General features: G+C 66.7%; 19 protein-coding genes. 10 read left to right on the top strand and 9 right to left on the bottom strand.

Annotation, left to right across the window (positions count from 1 at the left end):
• Window positions 1-140: 140 nt before the first annotated feature.
• Entirely contained in the window at window positions 141-860 is a 720-nt protein-coding gene (locus tag BDI24065_RS21420) for a thioesterase II family protein (RefSeq protein WP_175032958.1), read from the bottom strand.
• Between the two features lie 716 nt (window positions 861-1576).
• Here BDI24065_RS21420 and BDI24065_RS21425 point away from each other — a divergent pair.
• Both BDI24065_RS21425 and BDI24065_RS21430 read left to right on the top strand, forming a co-directional pair.
• Window positions 1577-2077 (top strand): AAA family ATPase, encoded by a 501-nt coding sequence (locus BDI24065_RS21425; RefSeq protein WP_368040787.1) that lies wholly within the window; start codon window positions 1577-1579, stop codon window positions 2075-2077.
• A gap of 13 nt (window positions 2078-2090) precedes the next feature.
• On the top strand, window positions 2091-2564 hold the full coding sequence (locus BDI24065_RS21430) for a formylglycine-generating enzyme family protein (protein WP_254609825.1): 474 nt from the start codon (window positions 2091-2093) through the stop codon (window positions 2562-2564).
• Here the strand turns inward: BDI24065_RS21430 and BDI24065_RS21435 are convergent.
• Together BDI24065_RS21435 and BDI24065_RS21440 are read right to left on the bottom strand one after the other, a co-directional pair.
• Window positions 2557-2943: a tautomerase family protein gene (locus BDI24065_RS21435; protein WP_254609831.1), complete on the bottom strand. Its 387-nt coding sequence runs from the start codon at window positions 2941-2943 to the stop codon at window positions 2557-2559. The genes BDI24065_RS21430 and BDI24065_RS21435 overlap by 8 nt on opposite strands.
• 130 nt (window positions 2944-3073) lie before the next feature.
• A complete protein-coding gene (locus tag BDI24065_RS21440; RefSeq protein WP_175032960.1) occupies window positions 3074-4078 on the bottom strand; it encodes a catalase family peroxidase in 1005 nt (334 codons plus the stop codon).
• Window positions 4079-4244: 166 nt separating this feature from the next.
• Here BDI24065_RS21440 and BDI24065_RS21445 point away from each other — a divergent pair, with 166 nt between their 5' ends.
• From BDI24065_RS21445 to BDI24065_RS21470, 6 genes are all read left to right on the top strand, one after another.
• On the top strand, window positions 4245-4850 hold the full coding sequence (locus BDI24065_RS21445) for a helix-turn-helix transcriptional regulator (protein WP_175032961.1): 606 nt from the start codon (window positions 4245-4247) through the stop codon (window positions 4848-4850).
• A gap of 169 nt (window positions 4851-5019) precedes the next feature.
• Window positions 5020-5307 carry a cupin domain-containing protein gene (locus BDI24065_RS21450; protein ID WP_175032962.1) on the top strand — a complete coding sequence of 96 codons (288 nt, stop codon included), beginning with the start codon at window positions 5020-5022 and terminating at the stop codon, window positions 5305-5307.
• 47 nt (window positions 5308-5354) lie between these two features.
• On the top strand, window positions 5355-5684 hold the full coding sequence (locus BDI24065_RS21455) for a DHCW motif cupin fold protein (protein WP_175033030.1): 330 nt from the start codon (window positions 5355-5357) through the stop codon (window positions 5682-5684).
• 9 nt (window positions 5685-5693) lie between these two features.
• A complete protein-coding gene (locus BDI24065_RS21460; protein WP_254609826.1) occupies window positions 5694-6197 on the top strand; it encodes a VOC family protein in 504 nt (167 codons plus the stop codon).
• A gap of 270 nt (window positions 6198-6467) precedes the next feature.
• A complete protein-coding gene (locus BDI24065_RS21465) occupies window positions 6468-8033 on the top strand; it encodes a methyl-accepting chemotaxis protein (protein WP_175032963.1) in 1566 nt (521 codons plus the stop codon).
• A gap of 485 nt (window positions 8034-8518) precedes the next feature.
• Window positions 8519-9049 (top strand): OsmC family protein, encoded by a 531-nt coding sequence (locus tag BDI24065_RS21470; RefSeq protein ID WP_175032964.1) that lies wholly within the window; start codon window positions 8519-8521, stop codon window positions 9047-9049.
• A 186-nt stretch (window positions 9050-9235) separates the two neighbouring features.
• On the opposite strand, the gene BDI24065_RS21475 is transcribed toward BDI24065_RS21470, so the two are convergent.
• Genes BDI24065_RS21475 through BDI24065_RS21485 form a run of 3 tightly spaced genes read right to left on the bottom strand, consistent with a single transcriptional unit; the run spans window position 9236 to window position 11909 of the window.
• The gene (locus BDI24065_RS21475; RefSeq protein ID WP_175032965.1) at window positions 9236-10057 is read right to left on the bottom strand and encodes an ABC transporter ATP-binding protein; all 822 of its coding nucleotides are present in this window, start codon (window positions 10055-10057) and stop codon (window positions 9236-9238) included.
• A complete protein-coding gene (locus BDI24065_RS21480; protein ID WP_175032966.1) occupies window positions 10054-10908 on the bottom strand; it encodes an ABC transporter permease in 855 nt (284 codons plus the stop codon). The genes BDI24065_RS21475 and BDI24065_RS21480 overlap by 4 nt, the downstream gene beginning before the upstream one ends.
• 8 nt (window positions 10909-10916) lie before the next feature.
• The gene (locus tag BDI24065_RS21485; protein ID WP_175032967.1) at window positions 10917-11909 is read right to left on the bottom strand and encodes an aliphatic sulfonate ABC transporter substrate-binding protein; all 993 of its coding nucleotides are present in this window, start codon (window positions 11907-11909) and stop codon (window positions 10917-10919) included.
• A 347-nt stretch (window positions 11910-12256) separates the two neighbouring features.
• Here BDI24065_RS21485 and BDI24065_RS21490 point away from each other — a divergent pair, with 347 nt between their 5' ends.
• A complete protein-coding gene (locus BDI24065_RS21490) occupies window positions 12257-13684 on the top strand; it encodes an MFS transporter (protein ID WP_175032968.1) in 1428 nt (475 codons plus the stop codon).
• A gap of 267 nt (window positions 13685-13951) precedes the next feature.
• Here BDI24065_RS21490 and BDI24065_RS21495 read toward each other — a convergent pair whose 3' ends face one another.
• On the bottom strand, window positions 13952-15346 hold the full coding sequence (locus BDI24065_RS21495; RefSeq protein ID WP_175032969.1) for an LLM class flavin-dependent oxidoreductase: 1395 nt from the start codon (window positions 15344-15346) through the stop codon (window positions 13952-13954).
• Window positions 15343-16614: an acyl-CoA dehydrogenase family protein gene (locus tag BDI24065_RS21500; RefSeq protein ID WP_175032970.1), complete on the bottom strand. Its 1272-nt coding sequence runs from the start codon at window positions 16612-16614 to the stop codon at window positions 15343-15345. Before BDI24065_RS21500 ends, BDI24065_RS21495 begins: the two co-directional genes overlap by 4 nt.
• A gap of 292 nt (window positions 16615-16906) precedes the next feature.
• On the opposite strand from BDI24065_RS21500, the gene BDI24065_RS21505 reads away from it, so the two are divergent.
• The gene (locus BDI24065_RS21505) at window positions 16907-18145 is read left to right on the top strand and encodes an SfnB family sulfur acquisition oxidoreductase (protein ID WP_175032971.1); all 1239 of its coding nucleotides are present in this window, start codon (window positions 16907-16909) and stop codon (window positions 18143-18145) included.
• A 177-nt stretch (window positions 18146-18322) separates the two neighbouring features.
• Here BDI24065_RS21505 and BDI24065_RS21510 read toward each other — a convergent pair whose 3' ends face one another.
• Window positions 18323-18730, bottom strand: coding sequence for a DUF3224 domain-containing protein (locus BDI24065_RS21510; RefSeq protein ID WP_175032972.1), 408 nt, complete (start codon window positions 18728-18730; stop codon window positions 18323-18325).
• Between the last annotated feature and the right edge of the window lie 99 nt (window positions 18731-18829).

The raw sequence follows: 18829 nt of genomic DNA on the forward strand, positions 1-18829 counted from the left end.
ATCGCGCGCAGGGAAGCGACGCGGCCTCCCGGCATGCTTGACCGGCCCGCGGCTCCGGCATGGGAGCGGATAAGGCGCGCGGGCCGTTTCATTCGACGATCACGGCACCGGCCGGCACGCCGATCGCGAGGATCGGCCCGTCATGCCTGCAGTGAGCTCAACGCGACGTGTTCCACGCGCCGCAGGCGGGCCGCGATGATGCCGGCCAGCGTCCGCATTTCGCTTCTCAAAAAGAAATGATCGCCTTCGATGACGTGAAAATCGAAGCGCCCGGTCGTCTCGGCGCCCCAGCCTGCAACGGCATCAACGGGGACTTCTTTATCCGCCCGGCCCGCGAACGCGGTGATGTCCACCGCCAGCCTGCGCCCGGGCACGGGCCGGTGGTTTTCGATCATCGTGAAATCCGCACGCAGCGCCGGCATCAGCAACGCCATCAGTTCGCTGTTGTCCAGTACTGCCTTCGGTGTGCCGCCCATCTCGCGCAGCGCATCGATGAAGGCGCGGTCGTCCAGCGCCTGCATGCGTCGATCGGGGCGCACCTTGCCCGGTGCGGCGCGCGCGCTCACGAACAGATGCCGCAGGTTCGATTGCGCGTGGGCGGGAAGCCGCAGCGCCAGTTCGACGGCAATCGCTGCGCCCATGCTGTGTCCGAGCAGTGCGAAGGGACGATCGAAGCAGTCACCCAGGTCGCACAGCAGCGTGTCGACCAGCGTCGACATGTCTCGGACGGCAGGCTCGGACAGGCGGCCGCCTCGGCCTGCAAGTTCATGACGGCGCACTTCGATGCCGGGCAACAAGGCTTGCAGCGCACGATAGACGGCGGCCGAGCCGCCCGCATAGGGAAAACAGATCAGACGCATGCGAGCGGGTATCCGATCGGCTCACTTGCTGCCGGCGCACAGGCGATCGCGCTGTGGGAATTCACGTGTTCGGCGTTTTTCACCATTCAGGTTCCAGTCGTTGTTGCCATGGCGATGCATCGGCAATCTTCACCAGGAGAGCAGCGGGTGCGGCAGCAACGCGCGCGTTGGTTCACACTCCGATAGCCGGTTCGTCACCGCAGTACACAGGCAGTGCGTCACGCACATCGGAAGTCATGGAAGCATGGATCGGCTTCATGAAAACTCAAGGTGCGCGCCGCGCGGATTCGGAATGCGTCCGATCCGGTTGGGCATGAGTTAAACATGAGGCTGCGCGGATGTATGTCGTAGGAAGAGGGGACGCGCGTAGTCGACCATGTCGAACCCACCGCTATCTGAGTGGAGGCGGCGCGTAGACACCAGGGCGCGCCGATATTCATTTCCGGCGGGTGTACCGGTTTCAAGCGCACAGGTTGACGTGCGCCGTTTCCAACCCGCTTGCTCGCGATCGGACAGTTGGTTATTCTGATGCGCATGACCCATTCGCAAACCCGTTCGATTATTTGCGCCGCACTGTTGCCGGCGGGATAGCGATCGACTGAATGGAAATCGTCACAACCCGCCCGGAAGGCGGGTTTTTGCTTTCTGGGCATTCGATGAAGGGCCTGGAAATGCAGACTGGAAAGTCACTTCACGCGACGGCGTCGGACGATGCCGTGTTGCTCCACATGGTATGCGGCAAGATCGCGTCCGGAAAATCGACGCTCGTCGCGCGGCTCGCGAGCGCCGGGCCGGTCGTTGCGATCAGCGAAGACGCATGGCTCGCGCAGCTCTATCCGGGCGAGATCCTGTCGATCGACGACTATGTCCGGTGCGCGAGGCGCGTCGGCAACGTGATTGCCGATCAGGCCCGCGCGGTGCTGCGGGCCGGCGTGTCGGTCGTGCTCGATGTCCCGTTCAATACCGTCGCCGCGCGCGCATGGGGCCTCGCCGTTTCGCAGGCCGCCGGCCGCGATCATCGACTGCATTTCCTCGACGTCAGCGATGCGGTCTGCAAGGCGCGGCTGCACGCACGCAATGCGCGAGGCGACCATCCGTTCCAGGCATCGGACGCCGAGTTCGAACGGATCACGCGCCACTTCGTCGCGCCGGCAGCGACGGAAGGACTGAACATCGTCGCTTATGACGAAGCGGGTTCCGTCAGGCCGGCTTCATAAGGGGGGCGGCAGCGTGGAGAACAGCGAATATCCGTCTGAAATACCCGATCTGCCGATGGTGCAGGTTCCCGCCGGCACCATCGCATTGAGGGACGACCGGATCGGCCGCACGTGGTGCGTCGATCTGCAACGCTTTGCGATCGGCCGCTACCCGGTGACCCAGGCGCAATACGCGGCGGTCACGGGGCTGTCGCCGTCGTCGCATGTCGGCGCGCACTGCCCGGTGGAAAACGTATCGTGGATCGACGCCGTCCGGTTCTGCAACCGGCTGTCGATGGCCGACGGTCTGCCTTGCAGCTACGAAATCGATGAAGACGGAACGGGTGCCTCCCCGGTTCCACGCAGCCATGGCTATCGGCTGCCCACCGACGCGGAGTGGGAGTACGCGTGCCGCCCGGATCGACCATCGTCCCGCCGCGGCTGCATGCGAGCCGGGGCGGGACGGCCCGCGATTGCAACCAGCGCCGCGGCGCCAGCGATCAGGTGAGTTCGCCGGTGATGAACTGCGCACGCCCGCGGCCGAACGACCAGTCCGCATCACCGTTCTCGACGATGGACACGATGACGTCGTCCGGCGAGATGCCGCATTGCGTGTGCAGGTTCTCGACGAGCAGACGATAGAACGCGATCTTCTGCGACTCGGTGCGCTGGCGGCTCACTGCCGTCAGCAGCACCACGTTCCGGGATCGCGGATACCCGAGCCCGGTGTCTTCCACCACGAGTTCGCCGGGGCGATGCTGCGTGACGGACTGGTAGCGATCGGTAACGGGAACATCGAACGCCTGCACCATCGCCTGATGGGCAGCGTCCAGCAGGGTGCGCACCTGTTCGTCGGTGCGGCCTTCGATGAGGTCGAATTTGAGCATTGGCACGGGAGGTTCTCCTGGGTTGGGGTAGCGTCGGTACGGCATGCCGTTTCTTTCGGAGGCGGCATGCCGTAGTTCATACGGACTGCTTATATATGCGCGTAGCGGTTGGCAACCGCAGCCGTCGCACTTACTGCTGGCGGCGCGCGAACGATACCGGGTAGGCAGCCGAACGCGCATTGATCATCGGGTCTTCCGCCTCGATACCGGCAGGCAGTGCGCTGGGCAGGAACAGCAGACGGCGCTGCGCCGCCGTGTTGTCGGCTACCGCCTTCGTGATCGAGATCGTGCCGAGTTCCACGGTGCGATGGGTGTTCGACCACACGATGGAGGGATCGTCGAGCTTGTCGCCGGGCTGCGCGATCTGCAGCACGAGGCGGAACCGGATCGGCGAGCGCGCGACGCGCTGGCGGATTTCCGATTGCAGCGCGTCGGGCGCCACCTTGGCCGCCTCCGCATCCGGCAAGTAGTGCTCGCCGCCGACCGGCAGGAACTGATAGCGCCCGTAGGTCACAGCGCCTTTCGCGTCGATGAAACGGAACGTGTTGACGCCGAAGTACGGCAGCGTCGCGTAGCTGACCGGGAACGGCTTCGGTGCGGTGAGAAACGCCTTCGCGACCGGATGGCTGTCCAGATAGGTATCCAGCGGTGTCGGCTTGGCTGCGTTCGGGCCGCTCGTGCCAAGCGCAATCAGCAGATCGTGAAAATCGTCGGCCGTCGGGGAGGGAAAGCCGTTGAACGAGTGCGCGACGATGTCGGTATCGCTGCCGTTGGGCAGCTTGAACTTGATCGCGAAGCCGCGCGGCGACGCGAGCGGATGGTTGTCTGCGATATCGGGAATGCCGGCAAAGTCGGAGAACCGGACGACCACCGGCACGGCAGCCTGGAAGTGCGGTGCCTTGCTGATGGCCGGCGCGGCGGCACTCGGCGTAAACGACCCTTCGAGGACGATGCCCTTCGCATGCACGGCTCGCGCGCCGGGATGGCGGCCGAACACGCCATTCAGCGCATCGACCAGTTGCGTGGGCGACGATTTCTGGCCGGCGGAAGGCGCGGGCGTTTGGGCGGACGCGGCCTGCGCGGCCGCGAGGCCAAGCAGGATCGCCCAGGAAAGACGGGACGCGGATCGTCTCATGGTCTGAACTCTTCGGTGGGTGGGGGACGGGGACGGCAACACGAGTCTAGTGCATATTAACAATAATGACAAATAGATGTGTCGTTATTGTTAATATGGCCCGGTCGAGCCCGTCCGGCGCGGGGCTATAATCGATCGCTCACCCGCCGATCCGAACCCTTTTCCCGTGACTACCAAGAACGACGTCCTACGCGCGCTGCAACGAGAACCGCTGACGGTCGTGCAGCTCTGCGAATCCCTCAATGTGACGCGGACGGCGATCAACATGCAGTTGAAGCAGCTGGAAGCGGAGGGGCTCGTGCGCCGGCACAAGCCGGTGCAGACCGGCACACCGGGCAAGCCGGCCGTGCTCTACGAGGCTGCGCCGGGCAGCGAGGACGCCACGTCGAGCGCGTATCCGGCGTTTCTGCTGGCGCTGCTCGCCACGCTTCAGGCGCATCTCGACGCGCGCCAGCTCGAAGCGGTGCTCGTCGACACGGGCCGCCGCCTCGCGCGCGAGAACGGCCTGCCGGCGTCGGACGACTTCGACACGAACCTGGCCAGCGCAATGGCCGTCGTCGACGCACTGGGTGCGCACACGGAAGCCGTCCCCGACGGCAACGCGATCATGGTCCGCAATTACAGCTGCCCGGTCGCGAGCGCCGTGCGCGAAACGCCGTGTGTGTGTCGCGCCATCGCAGCCTATTTCTCCGAGGCGACCGGGCGAACGGTCACGGATCACTGCCTGCGAGAGGGGCGCCTCATCTGCCAGTACCGGATCGCGAAGCAGTAGCGACACCAGCCGTTGCGCGCCGCGTCCGACGAAAACAGATGCGCGGGAAAACGCAACGCATCTGAATGTGTCGAACGATGCGCTTCGTCTTTAGAATGAGCGGCGAGCCTGTCGAGCCTCGGAAGACAGCAGGGCTGCCAGCCAGCCTCCACACTTTGGGAGACATACGATGCACCACCGTCCGCAAGCCGTCCCGACGAAGCAGGTTGAGAACGAGCGCGTGATCGTCACCGAATGGCGATTTGCGCCCGGCGCCGAGACCGGCTGGCATGTTCATCAGCATGACTATGTCGTCGTGCCGCAAACGGACGGGCAGCTGCTCCTCGAAACCGCGCAGGGCAACCGGGAGTCGCAGCTGCATGCCGGGCGCAGCTATGCGGGGCCGAAGGGCGTCGAACACAACGTCGTCAACGCGACGGATCACGAAGTGGTGTTCGTCGAAGTCGAGATCCTCTGAGGGGCGCGTCAAGCCCCGCGCGCAACGCCACGTCAGCGAGAAGCATGATGAAAATGACCGGCATCCCGTTTGGAACGACCGACTGGGGCACCGTCGAGCCGACCGAACACCGCGGAGAACGCGGGGTGGCAACCTGGCGGACGATGCAGTTCGGGGATATCCGCGTGAGGCAGGTCGAATACTCGGCCGGCTACCTGGCCGACCACTGGTGCGTCAAAGGTCACATCCTGTATTGCCTCGAAGGCGAGTTGCTGACGGAACTCGAAGACGGGCGGCAGTTCATGCTTCGACCCGGCATGAGCTACCAGGTCGCCGACCATGCGGAAGCGCATCGATCGTCGACCACGACAGGCGCCAGGCTGTTCATCGTCGATTGAAGAGCGGGTGTGAATTTCGGCGCGCCGGCCGTAGTCGATCCTTTGCAGGCCACGCGTGCCGGGAGGACAATACCCCCGGAATCGCTTCGGAGGCTGCCCGACATGGTCACATTCCAGCCCGACGGATGGCACACCGTCACGCCCCGGATCGTCGTGCCGGATCCGCAAAACCTGATCGAATTCATTCGGACGGTATTTCTCGCGCAAGGCGAGTACCGCCCGGGGCTGCCTGCGGAAATCAGGATCGGCGATTCCGTCGTGATGATCAGCGGGGAAGACGGCCTGCGCGATCCGATTCCCGCCTTCCTGTACGTCTATGTCGAGGATGCCGACCTGACCTATCGACGAGCGCTCGCAGCACATTCGATCCCGCTCGAAGCGCCGGCCGACCTGCCGTACGGCGACCGGCGGGCGATGGTGAAGGATCCGTGGGGGAATCTGTGGCAGATCGCCACGCATCTGCGCGACCTTTCGGCCGACGAGATCCGCTCCAGGTTGGCCAATGGCGGCTAGGGTCCCGTCGGGGCGCGTCGAGTGATCAGGATGCCTTTCTTCCCGTCCGGGTGATCGTCTGCACTGCTTCGCGCACCCGTCACGTGCCGTTTCGCCCGTTATCTGTCGCAATCGTCAAGATCCACGTCGCGTGCAGATAAAACCTTCCCGTTCCCCCCGCCGTTAACCCGTTCGCAGCCCATGCGCCCGTGTTGCAACGCGGCGCGCGTCTTTCGTGATCCGGAATCCACATCCGCCGCTGGCCGCGCCCGGCCGGCGCAAGGGAACGTCATGCGAAAACAACTCACTATCCGTGGTGGTCTCGTCGCGACCATCGCCGGCTATACCGTGCTACTCGTGCTGGTGGTCGGCGCGTGCATCGCGGCCCTCTACATGGGCAACGGTTCGCTCGAGGCGATGTACCGCGACGACACCGCGTCGCTGCTGCACCTGAAGACCAGCTCCGAGCGGATGCTCGTGCTGCGCGAACGCATGAGCGACGTCGCGCAGATCATCAGTGCCGGCCACTCGGGCAAGGACGAGATCGCGAAACTCCGCACGCTCCTCAAGCAGAGCAACGACGAACTGGACGCGTATGCGGGCCTGCACGCGCGCCACGCCGACGAGCAGGCGCTGTTCGACACGCTGCAGAATCGCCGTCGGGCGTTGCTCGACAGCGTGTTCCTGAAGGCGCTGTCGCAACTCGACGGCGACGACGGATTCGGCTTCCTCGACACGCAACGTACCGCGCCGCCCGCGCTGTTCGCCGCCTACCAGGAGGCGATCGATGCGCTCGAAGCGTTCCAGGTCGCGCGCGAAAAGGCGCGCTACGACGCGGCCGGGGTGCATTTCCACCGGATCGTGTGGGGGATGGCGGCGGTCGCGGTGTTCGCACTCGTCGTCGGCTTCTTTGCGCAGCGCGTGCTCGCGAAGGCGATCATCGAGCCGATCAGGCTCGCGGTCGACCAGTTCGAGAAGATCTCGAAAGGCGACCTGACCGGCGCGGTCGTCGTGCCCGGCGAGAACGAGATGGCTTACCTGCTGCATGCGCTGAAGCGGATGCAGGACGGCCTCGTCGAGACCGTGAACCAGGTGCGCGCGAGCACGGAGACGATCGTCGGCGACGTCCGCACGATCGCGAGCGGCAATGTCGACCTGTCGGCGCGCACCGAGCAGCAGGCCGTCTCGCTGCAACAGGCGGCCGCGAGCGTCGAGCAGCTGACGGCGGCCGTGCGCCAGAACGCGGACAACGCGCGCGATGCCCGCACCTACGTCGAAGGCGCGGCAGGCATCGCGTCGCGTGGCGGCGAGGCGATGCAGCGCGTCGTCGAGACGATGTCGGCGATTTCGCACAGTTCCACGCGGATCTCCGGGATCGTCGGCGTGATCGAGAGCATCGCGTTCCAGACCAACATCCTCGCGTTGAACGCCGCCGTCGAAGCCGCACGTGCAGGCGAGCAGGGGCGCGGCTTCGCGGTCGTCGCGACCGAGGTGCGCGGGCTCGCGCAGCGCTGCGCGTCGGCGGCGAAGGAAATCCGCGAGCTGATCGGCCATTCCGCGCAGCGCGTCGAAGACGGCAGCGGCCTCGTCGCACTGGCCGGGTCGGCGATGGCCGAGCTCGTCTCGGCGGTCGAGCGCGTCAATTCGATCATGAGCGAGACCAGCAACGCGTTCGAAGAGCAATCGTCGGGCATCGAGCAGGTGAACGCCGCGGTCATCCAGATGGAGCAGACGATGCAGCGAAATGCCGCGCTGGTCGAGGAAGCCGCGGCCGCCGCGCTGTCGCTCGACGAACAAGGCTCGCGGCTGAGTGCGGCGGTCGCGCAGTTTCGTTTGCGTGACGAGGTGCTCGCGTAACGCACCGATGCGGGCAACCGGCGCGGCCGGCAGCGGATCGTCGAGCAGGGCTCGTGGCGTCGCGGTGCGACCGGCGCTGAAGGGGCTCATTTCTGGAGTTGACATTCTGACTACCGATCTCGACGATCCATGCACCAGCCCGGTGAAGCGCAACGTCCGGACGATCGCACAACCCGATGCGAAGCGGTCGGCGCTCATTGCCCGCGATGTGGCGACTGCGTCGCCGTGATGCTTGTCGGCAAAGGCGGCGGCGCATTTGCGCGAACGTTCTCCACAGGGTTATGCACGGAAATTGTGGATAACTCGAGGAGTGTGAAGGACCGCCGACGGTTCCCGAGCACACGTGCCGCCACCCAACATCACGCGCCGCGAATTGCTTTGCTGGAAAGATCGTTTAGCGGCTGTCGCGGAACGGCATAGCATGAAGATCCCTCTCGATTGGCCGCCGTAGGCGACGCCAATCATCGCGACCGTACCGGCCCGACATGACGACACTGAACGACTATCTCGAACAAAAGCGCGACGCCTGGCTCGCGAAAAAGGAATCCGCCCGCAGCGATCCGGATCTCAAGGCCACCCCGTTGAAAGCGACCGTGCGCGCGCTGGGTCGCAGCGGCGTGCGCGAAATCCGCATTCGCGATTTCCAGGTGATCAGCGACAGTCCGCCCGATTTCGCGGGCTACAACCTCGGGCCGGCGTCGCCGGAGTTGCAGCTCGGCGTGCTGGGCAGTTGCCTGACGCACATCACGCTGATCCAGGCCGCGGAGCGCGGCCTGAAGATCGACTCGATCGAAGTCGAGGTGACCGGCGACCAGCATCCGCTCGCGCAGCAACCGGGGTTCGAGCATGTGCCGGTGTTCCCGCACAACCTCCGCTACACGCTCGATATCGTCTCGCCCGAACCGCCGGAGGCGATTCGTGCGCTGCATCAGGCGGTCGAGGCCGTGTGCCCGATCTTCAACTTGCTGAGACTGCCGCAGACCATCGACGGCGAGTTGCGGCATACGCACGGTTGAGGTGCGTCGGCGCACCGCCGCGTTGCGGCATTCACGCCGCCGCGACGTGAGCGGGCACGCCCGATATCCCGTGCACCCTATTGGGGCTCCGATATGACGGCGACAGGCGACGGATGCGTAGTCCCGGCCTGAACGCGTGTCGGATCGGGGCCGGGAAACGCCGGTGACGCATCGGCCGGCGCGCAATCAGGCTTCGGTGGTTTGACGGTCGCGCGGCTGGCGCTTCGCTGCGTCGGCACGATCCTGAAGCTGCTGGAATGCGTCCAGCAGCCGCGCGCGCAGCGCGGCCAGCGACGGGTCGCGCCGATCGCGCGGCCGTGCGACGTCGACGCGAATCTCGTCGTCGATGCGGCCCGGGTTCGGCGCGAGCATCAGCACGCGATCGCCCAGATACAGCGCTTCGTCCAGATCGTGCGTGACGACGATCGCGGCCATCCGGTGCCGGTCGACGACATCGAGCAGCAACGTCTGCAACCGCATCCGGGTGATCGCATCGACCGCGCTGAACGGTTCGTCGAGCAGCAGCAGGTCCGGCTCGCCGAACAGCCCGCGCGCGATCGCCGCGCGCTGGGCCATCCCGCCAGACAACGTGGCCGGCAGCTGCCGGGCGACGCCGGCCAGGCCGACTTCGTCGAGCAGCCGTGCGACGGCCGGCTCGCGCCCGCCTCGCGGGCCGGCTGCGAAGCCGACGTTGTCCGCGATCGATAGCCACGGCAGCAGTCGCGGCTCCTGGAAGATCACGCCGGCACGCGGAGAGGGGCCGTCGAGCGCGACGCCGCCCAGCTTCACGCTGCCGCGGAAATCCGTGTCGAGGCCGGCGACGATCCGCAGCAGCGTGCTCTTCCCGCAACCGCTCGGGCCGACCACGCAGACGATCTCGCCGCGCGCAACCTGCAGCGGGACGTCGGCAAGGATCGTGCGATCGCCGTAAAGCTTGCGGGCGATGCGCAGGTCGAGCAGCGGTGTCGCGGTGCCCGCTGCCGTGTGTGCAGAAGGGCGCGTGCTCATGCCGACACCTTGCGTGGCGCGTGGTCGAATGCGTCGCGCCAGCCGAGCCAGTGCGACTCGATGCGTGCCATCGCGCCGTCGGTCAGCTTGCCGAGCAACGCCAGCAGCAGGATCGCACCGAACACGAGATCCGGGCGCCCGGTTTCGCGGCCGTCGCTCAACAGGAAGCCGAGGCCGCGCGTGGCCGCGATCAACTCCGCGGCGACCATGAACATCCACGCGAGACTGAGGCCCGTGCGCAGCCCGGTGACGATCTGCGGCAGCGCGGCCGGCAGCAGGATGCGACGGAACAGTGCGAGCGGACCGAGCCGGTACACCGCGCCAAGCTCGATTAGCTTGCGGTCGACGTCGCGAATGCCGGCGACCACCGCGAGGTGGACCGGGAAAAACGCGCCGATCGCGATCAGCGTGATCTTCGGTGCTTCATCGATGCCGAGCCACAGCAACAACACCGGCACCCACGCGAGCGACGGAATCGCGCGCAGTGCCTGGAACGTCGGCTCGAGCAGCGCGTCGATCCGGCGGCTCAGGCCCATCGCCGCGCCGACGACGAGCGCGAGTGCGGCGCCGGCGGCGAAGCCCGCCGCGACCCGCAGCGTGCTGGCGCCGACATGGCGCGCCACGCGCGTGATGCCCATGCGGGCGAGCGTGTCGAGAATCTCACTCGGAGCCGGGACGAGATGGTTCGGCAGCCAGCCTTGCCGCACGACGATCTCCAGCAACGCGAGCACCGCAAACGGCAGCGCGAGGCCGGCGATCCGCCATCTTCGGAGCGGATCGCGCCGGCTGGCGGGTGGCGAAGCGGGCCGGCGAGGCGCGAGCGTGTCGTCGCGGGCAGCGGTGTCGGTCATGGGCGGTCTCAGCGCGACGCGTCGACGAGCGGGCGCGCGAACGCCGGATCGATCAGCGTATCGACGATCTTCGCGGGATCGACGCCGGGCTTGGTCAGCTGTTCGGCCGTCAGCACCGGCGCCGCCGCCTTCAGCGCCGCGCGCTGGGTGTCGCCGGGAACGGGATCGCTGAAGTCGTTGCGTTGCAGCTGCAGTTTGGCCACCTGCAGCGATACCTTCGATTCGTCGGCGACGATCTGCGCGGTGTCGGCCGGATGCGCGACGATCCACTGGCGCGCGCGATCGTAGACCTTCAGCACGCGCGTGACCGCCTGCGGGTACTGGCCGGCGAATGCGTCGCGGACGTTCAGGAAACCATAGGTATTGAACGCGACGTTGCGGTAGAGCAGGCGAGCGCCGTCGTCGAGCTGTGCCGCGGCCATGTGCGGATCGAGGCCGGCCCAAGCATCGACCTGGCCGTTCGCGAGCGCAGTGCGCCCGTCCGGATGCTGCAGGTTGACGATCTCGACGTCGTCGCGGGTCAGGCCGACCGTGTGCAGCGCGCGTAGCGTGAACAGGAACGGATCGGTGCCGCGCGTCGCGGCGATCTTCTTGCCCTTCAGGTCCGCCAGCGAGCGGATCGGCGAATCCTTGCGGACCACCAGCGCGGTCCACTCGGGGCGGGAGAACACGTAGACCGTATGGATCGGGTTGCCGTTCGCACGGGCGAGCACCGACGCGAGACCCGCGGCGGAACCGAAGTCGACCGCACCGCTGTTCAGGTATTCGAGCGCGCGATTGCTGCCCAGGCTCAGCACCCAGCGAATCGACGTGCGGTCGGCCTTGAATTCGTCTTCGAGCCAGCCGAAGTGGCGGATCACCAGGCTTTCCGGCGAGTAGTACGCGTAGTCGACGCGGATCTCCGCGGGCGTCGCCGCGCGTGCCTGCATCGAGGCGAGACCGGCAAACGCGGCAACGACGAGGGCCGCGGATTGCCACGCGCGGGACCAGGACAGCTTCATCGGGAATTCTCCGGAAGGGCGGCAAGGTGCCGCGAACAGGCAGGGTGACCGGCTACTGTAACGAAGCATCGACGAGCCGCGAACGAAGAAATCCGCGATTGAACATGCACGCTGCTGCTAAGCGCGGGCGGCGAGCAACTTTATGACGCGGGCCGATTAATTTATCGATTTATATCGCTTGGGATAACCGGAACGGGAGAACAGAATGCCTGCTGCCGGAACGCGACGGCATCGCGTGCCGGGAGGCGCTTCGCAGCATAGTGCCTCCACTGCTCGCGAATGAACACGTCGAGCTTCCGGCTTCATGCGGACCTCGCCGGCCATTCGGCGAAAAACTAAGGAATGCGATGAGTTCGATCGACCTGAACGCCGTCACCCCGGTTTCCTCGCCCATTCGCTCGGCAAGCGACGTCGCGCGCCTGATCAACACGGTGGACAGCTCGGTCAGCCATGCCCGGATGATCGTGCTGCTGGCGCTCGGCGGCGTCTTTCTCGATGCATACGACCTGACGACGCTGTCCTACGGCATCGACGACGTGGCGCGCGAGTTCGGCCTGACCCCCGCGCTGACCGGGCTGGTCGGGTCGGCGATCATGATCGGCACGATCTTCGGCAGCCTGGTCGGCGGATGGCTGACCGACAAGATCGGCCGCTATCAGGTGTTCATGGCCGACATGCTGTTTTTCGTGGTCGCGGCGATCGCGGCCGGGCTCGCGCCGAACGTCTGGGTGCTGATCGCTGCGCGCTTCGTGATGGGGCTCGGCGTCGGCATCGACCTGCCCGTCGCGATGGCGTTTCTCGCGGAATTCTCGAAGTTCGACGGTCGCGGCAACAAGGCGTCGCGGCTCGCGGCGTGGTGCCCGATGTGGTACGTGGCGTCGTCGGTCTGCTTCCTGCTGATCTTCGGGCTGTATTTCCTGCTGCCCGCCGAGCATGCGGGATGGCTCTGGCGTGCGTCGCTGATCTTCGGCGCGGTGCCCGCGCTCGTCATCATCCTGTTCAGGAACCGCTTCATGAACGAATCGCCGCTGTGGGCCGCGAACCAGGGGGATCTGGCCAACGCCGCGCGGATTCTGCGCGAGTCGTACGGGATTCACGCGCACGAAGCGGAAGATGCCCGTCCGGCACCGAGCCAGCCGCCCGTGCGCATTCGCGTGCTGTTCCAGCGCCCGTACCTGGGACGCACGATCGTCGCCAGCGTGATGAACCTGTGCATCCCGTTCGAATACACGGCGATCGCCTTCTTCCTGCCGTCGATCCTGTCGCAGTTTCTCGGCGCGGGTGTGTTCGAAACGATTGCGGCGTCGCTGGCGCTGAACGTGCTCTTCGCGTTTACCGGCGGCTTGCTGGGTATGCGCCTCGCCCATCGCCATGCATCGCGTCATGTCGCGATTGCGGGCTTCGCGCTCCAGTTCGTCGCGCTCGTGGCGCTCGCGCTGGCGGGGCATCCGCATGGCGCACTCGCGATCGGCTTCGTGCTGCTGATGCTCGGCACCTGGCTGTTCGCCGAAGGGTTCGGGCCCGGCGCGCAGATGATGATCTATCCGACGCTGTCGTATCCGGCATCGATCCGCGGCACCGGCGTCGGCTTCGGGCGTTCGCTGTGCGGCATCGGCCAGGCGCTTGCGCTGTTCGTGCTGCCGATCCTGCAGGCGCGGCTCGGCACGGACATGTTCTGGGTCGTCGCGATCAGCGCCGCCACGCCGATCGTGTTCCTGTCGATCGTGCGTTACGAGCCGACGGCGCGCGACATCGACGACGATGGCGGTGTGTGAACGCGGTCGGGATCGCTTGACGTCTGGAAAACGCGCGCACTTTCTTGAGTGCGCGCGTCGTCGTTGCTACAAGCACAAGGTGCACCCTTTCGGGAAACGAGTGCGGAAACGGAACGCACATCGGTGCTGTACCGGTTTTCCAGCGAGAGGAGAAGGGGCGATCAGGCAGCGTGCCGGGCGAGCGACCCGACACACCGGTTGCAGTTCATCGTGAAGCCGGCCGGCCCGCATGCGGTGGGCCGACCAGCCGCCGAATGGCCGTCACGCTCAGGCCGCCACCCGCTCGGCATCGCGCTTGACCTGTTCGATGTCGCGGAACTGCGCGGCCGGATGTTCGTCCGGCAACCGCGCCGACCCGCCGAACAGTTTCTCGCGCAGCGTGCCCGGCGCATAGCCGGTCGGATACACGCCGCGCCGCTGCAATTCCGGGACGAGATGACGCACGACATCCTCGAAGGTTTCGTGCGCAACCGCATACGCGAGGTTGAAGCCGTCCACGTCGGTGGCGGCGACCCATTCCTGCAGGATGTCCGCGACGGTCGCGGCCGACCCGACGAACACCGGGCCCAGGCCGCCGATGCCGCCCCAGGCGGCCAACTCCTCGATCGTCCATGCGGTGTCGCCGCCCGCCAGGTGTTCGACCGCCGACACGATCGCATTCGTCTCGACGCGCCGGACGGGATCGTTCGGCGCGTACTGGCCGAAGTCGATGCCGGTCCAGCCGGACATGAACACCAGCGAGCCGTCGTACGACACGTACCGGCGGTATTCGTCGAACTTGGCCTGCGCCTTCTCGTCGGTTTCGTCGACGATCACGGTGACGAGGTTGTAGATCAATACCTTGCTCGCGTCGCGCCCGGCGGCCGTGGCCTGTGCGCGCACGTCGGCCACGTAGCGCGCAAGCTGCGGGCGGGTCGGCGCGGCGACGAACACGCATTCCGCGTGCTGCGCGGCGAACGCCTTGCCGGGCCCGGACGCGCCGGCCTGGAACAGCACCGGCGTGCGCTGCGGCGACGGTTCGCACAGGTGGTAGCCGGGCACGTCGAAGAAGCGGCCCTTGTGGCCGATCTCGTGCACCTTCTCCGGATGCGTGAACACGCGGCCGTCGCGATCGCGGACCACCGCGCCGTCTTCCCAGCTGCCCTCGAACAGCTTGTACAGCACCTCGACGTATTCGGCCGCGACCGCATAGCGGTCGTCGTGCGTGCGCAGGCCGTGATCGCCGACGTTCTTGGCGCCGCTTTCGAGGTAGGACGTGACGATGTTCCACGCGAGCCGGCCCTTCGTGTGATGGTCGGCGGTCGACAGCCGGCGTGCGAACGTGTACGGGTGCTCGAACGTCGTCGAGGCGGTGATGCCGATGCCGAGATGCTCGGTCGCCATCGCGATCGGCGCGGCGAGCTGCAACGGATCGTTCACCGGGATCTGCGCGGCCTGGTGCAGCGCGTGGTAGTTGCTGCCCTGGTAGACGTCGTAATAGCCGATCACGTCCGCGATGAAGATCGCGTCGAAGATGCCGCGTTCGAGCACGCGGGCGAGGTCGGTCCAGTAGTCGAGATCCTTGTACTGCCACGAGCGGTCGCGCGGATGGGCCCACAGCCCGGGCGACTGGTGGCCGACGCAGTTCATCTCGAACGCATTGAAGCGGATGGTCTTGCTCATTGCGCGGCTCCTGTCTCTGCATGCGTGCTCGTGCTCGCACCCGGGCCGTTGCCGATCTGCCAGACGAACGGCGGCGTGCGGCCGTTGATGACCCAGTCGCCGACGATCCGCGCCTTGTAGACGAGCGGATTGTGCGACGACACGGTGCGCGCGTTGCGCCAGTGACGATCGAGCGCCGTCGTGCTGCGGGTCGCGGAGGCGCCAAGCGCGTCGAACAGGCGCGTCGCCGCGCGCAGCACGAGGTCCGACACGACGAGCTGGCTTTGCGCGGATTCGATCTCGGCCGCGACGTTGGCATCGTGCTCGGCGGTTGCGTCGCCGCCGAAGTGCGCTTCGTAGGCCTGTTGCAGCGGCTGCGCGGCGCGCAGCGCGAGCGCGTCCGCCGCATAGGCCCACGACGCGATCTCGCCGATCACCTGCTGCAGCTGCGCGTCGTCGGCCGCGCGCGGGGCGTTGCCGTGGCTGTACACGCGGGTGCGGCGGCGGACCAGGTCGCCGGCGTCGCGCACGATCGCGTGGCCGATGCCGGCCAGCGTCGCGACGTGGAAGAGCTGGTAGAACGCGGTCTGGTACTTGAAGCGTCGCGCGAAGTCGATCACGTCCCGTGCGTCGACCGCCGCGTCCTCGAAGCGCGTGGTGCCGCTGCCGGTCGTCGTCTGGCCGAAGCCGTCCCAGTCGTCTTCGCGGATCACGCCGGGCTGTGCGGTCGCGACGGCGACGATCACGTCGCTGCCGTCGTCCGCGCGTTGCGCGAACACGTCGATCCAGTCGGCGAACAGGCTGCCGGTGCTGTAGAACTTCCGGCCGTTCAGCACGAGCCGGCCCTGCTTTTCCGACACCTTCGTGAGGGTCTGGCCGAGTGCCACGTCACCGGTTTCCGTCCACGCATTGCCGACGAGCTGGCCGCTCGCGAAGCGGTCGAACCACGTCCGGCGATCGGCATCCGGCGGCGCGTTCAGCCAGTCCTCGACGAACGCGAAGTGCCCGCGCAATGCCTGCGGCAGATTGGAATCGGCGGCAGCGAGTTCGGTCAGCAGCCGGAACAGCTGCGGCAGCGACGCGCCGGCGCCGCCATCGCGCACCGGCAGCCGCACGGCGCCGAAGCCGGCCGCTTTCAGCCAGCCGATCGCCTCGTGCGGCAGTTCGCGGCGGCGTTCGCGTTCCGCGGTGCCGGCCGCGATGCGTTCGAAGATCGGCCTGAAGCGGCTGGCAAGCGCGTCATAGTCAGTGCCGGTGGACAGTTCGGTTGCTGCGGGAGACGTAGTCATGCGGTGATCCTTGAAAGGCAGGGCCGTCGATGCCGGCAGGCCAGTATAGGAAGCACGCCGCGGACGATCCAATAACGGATTCGTACATCGTTATCGCCGCCGGGCATTACGCGGGCGAAGCGAAGCGGCATCGATGCCGGGGTGTCGATATCGTTGCTGATGCGCGGTGGGTTGCGCTCGGCGGGCCACATCGTTTGTCATGCGAAGGAATATCGTTGTGCGAATCGCTCGGTTTGCCGGCGCGCGGCGCGCTGCTAGATTGAATCTTTCCGTCAACCAGCAGGAGAGCCCGATGTCAGAGACGAGCGCCACGATCCAGGAACGGCCGGCCGATACGCAACCGCAAGCGGCGCACGTGATCGCCGACGACGCGCAGGCCATCGCGGCCGCGCATGCGCTCGCGCAGCGGCTCGCGGAAGGTGCGGCCGAGCGCGACCGGGAGCGCCGGCTGCCGCGCGACGAGATCGAATGGTTCTCGCAGTCGGGGCTGTGGGGCATCACGGTGCCGAAGGCCTATGGCGGCGCGGGCGTGTCGCATGTGACGCTGACGGAGGTCGTGAAGATCGTCGCGGCGGCCGATGCGTCGCTCGGGCAGTTGCCGCAGAATCATTTCGGGTTGGTCGACGTGATCGCGCTGACCGGCACCGATGCGCAGAAGCGCCACTTCTTCGCGGAAGTGCTGAGCGGCAAGCGGTTCGGCAACGGCTTTTCGGAGAAGGGCACGAAGCACGTGCTCGACCTGAAGACGCGCGTGCGCCGGGACGGCGACGATTACGTCGTCGACGGCACCAAGTTCTATTCGACCGGCGCGCTGTTTGCGCACTACGTGCCGGTGCTCGGCCTCGACGACGAGCGCCAGGCGTGGCTCGCGTACATTCGCCAGCCCGCGCCGGGGCTGTCCGTGATCGACGACTGGTCGGGGTTCGGGCAACGGACCACCGCGAGCGGCACCGTCGTGCTCGACAACGTGCGGGTGCCGGCGTCGCACGTGCTGCCGGCCCAGCGCGTGTCGGATCTGCCGACGCTGAACGGCCCGCTGTCGCAGATCATCCAGGCCGCGATCGACGCGGGCATCGCGAAGGCCGCGCTCGACGATACGCTGGCGTTCGTGCGCACGCGCACGCGGCCGTGGGTCGACAGCGGCGTCGAGCGGGCGGTCGACGATCCGCTGACGATCCGCGAGATCGGCCGTCTGCATATCCAGCTGCATGCGGCGGAGGCGCTGCTCGAGCGCGCCGCGGGTACGCTCGACGAGATCGCGGCGCGCGGCGACGTGACCGAGGACGATGTTGCGCGCGCGTCGGTGGCCGTGGGTGAGGCGAAGGTGCTGACGACGGAGATCGCGCTGCTCGCGGGCGAGAAGCTGTTCGAGCTGGCCGGCACGCAGGCGACGCTGGCGGAGCACAATCTCGACCGGCACTGGCGCAATGCCCGCACGCATACGCTGCACGATCCGGTGCGCTGGAAATATCACCTCGTCGGTAACTACTACCTGAACGGCGTGCGGCCGGCGCGCCATGCGTGGAATTGAACGCGTCGCCGCGGCCGAACGCATCGACGCGATCATGAGCGAACCCGGCAATGCCTTCGTCCAGATGCAATCGCCGGGTATCGAGTATCGGTCAGGTGAATGCTGCACGGGAGACGGGAACGCGTCGCGGTCCCGGCGCGGCGGCACCATGAAGCAGCCGCATCCGCACGAGCCCGCTTACCGAGGCGAGTCAGGCAGCGTGTAGTCGAAGCGGTACGAATGCAAGCCGTTTTCGATGATGATGGTCATCGAGCCGGCGAGCCCGAGCAATTCTCCCGTGCCGGAATCGGGCACGACGGTGATCGACTGCTGCGGCTGCCCGCGGGTCATGGTCGAGCTGTGCTGCAGGACGAAACTGCCGTGGCGGCCGCCCAGCGCGCCTTGCACGGTTTCCATCGCCACGTAGCCGGCGGAGCCCTGGACGCTGCTTCGAAACGCCAGCATTTCCCCCTGACTGACGGCTTCCAGGTCGCCGTGATATTGCTTGTCCAGCGACATGCGACCGAGCCCGGTCTGCTCGGCGACGGTGCTCAGAGATTCCGGGTTCAGCTTCACTTCAAACGGACCATTGGCCAGCAGTGTCATTGCAGCGCTCCTCGTCGAATTGGCAACCCGCACTATAAGCCAACCGGGTTCCGCCGGAGGTAACGGTTTGCCTGACAGGTCGGAAACGACGGCGGATCG

It is taken from the genome of Burkholderia lata, from assembly GCF_902499025.1.
GTDB lineage: Bacteria > Pseudomonadota > Gammaproteobacteria > Burkholderiales > Burkholderiaceae > Burkholderia > Burkholderia lata_C.

What these genes read in the sequence shown, in the direction of transcription:
- BDI24065_RS21505 (WP_175032971.1), top strand. Translation starts at nt 16,907, where the DNA reads ATGTCAGAGACGAGCGCCACGATCCAGGAACGGCCGGCCGATACGCAA.
- BDI24065_RS21435 (WP_254609831.1), bottom strand. Translation starts at nt 2,943, where the DNA reads ATGCTCAAATTCGACCTCATCGAAGGCCGCACCGACGAACAGGTGCGC.
- BDI24065_RS21475 (WP_175032965.1), bottom strand. Translation starts at nt 10,057, where the DNA reads ATGAGCACGCGCCCTTCTGCACACACGGCAGCGGGCACCGCGACACCG.
- BDI24065_RS21440 (WP_175032960.1), bottom strand. Translation starts at nt 4,078, where the DNA reads ATGAGACGATCCGCGTCCCGTCTTTCCTGGGCGATCCTGCTTGGCCTC.
- BDI24065_RS21510 (WP_175032972.1), bottom strand. Translation starts at nt 18,730, where the DNA reads ATGACACTGCTGGCCAATGGTCCGTTTGAAGTGAAGCTGAACCCGGAA.
- BDI24065_RS21420 (WP_175032958.1), bottom strand. Translation starts at nt 860, where the DNA reads ATGCGTCTGATCTGTTTTCCCTATGCGGGCGGCTCGGCCGCCGTCTAT.
- BDI24065_RS21480 (WP_175032966.1), bottom strand. Translation starts at nt 10,908, where the DNA reads ATGACCGACACCGCTGCCCGCGACGACACGCTCGCGCCTCGCCGGCCC.
- BDI24065_RS21455 (WP_175033030.1), top strand. Translation starts at nt 5,355, where the DNA reads ATGAAAATGACCGGCATCCCGTTTGGAACGACCGACTGGGGCACCGTC.
- BDI24065_RS21465 (WP_175032963.1), top strand. Translation starts at nt 6,468, where the DNA reads ATGCGAAAACAACTCACTATCCGTGGTGGTCTCGTCGCGACCATCGCC.
- BDI24065_RS21485 (WP_175032967.1), bottom strand. Translation starts at nt 11,909, where the DNA reads ATGAAGCTGTCCTGGTCCCGCGCGTGGCAATCCGCGGCCCTCGTCGTT.
- BDI24065_RS21450 (WP_175032962.1), top strand. Translation starts at nt 5,020, where the DNA reads ATGCACCACCGTCCGCAAGCCGTCCCGACGAAGCAGGTTGAGAACGAG.
- BDI24065_RS21490 (WP_175032968.1), top strand. Translation starts at nt 12,257, where the DNA reads ATGAGTTCGATCGACCTGAACGCCGTCACCCCGGTTTCCTCGCCCATT.
- BDI24065_RS21495 (WP_175032969.1), bottom strand. Translation starts at nt 15,346, where the DNA reads ATGAGCAAGACCATCCGCTTCAATGCGTTCGAGATGAACTGCGTCGGC.
- BDI24065_RS21500 (WP_175032970.1), bottom strand. Translation starts at nt 16,614, where the DNA reads ATGACTACGTCTCCCGCAGCAACCGAACTGTCCACCGGCACTGACTAT.
- BDI24065_RS21470 (WP_175032964.1), top strand. Translation starts at nt 8,519, where the DNA reads ATGACGACACTGAACGACTATCTCGAACAAAAGCGCGACGCCTGGCTC.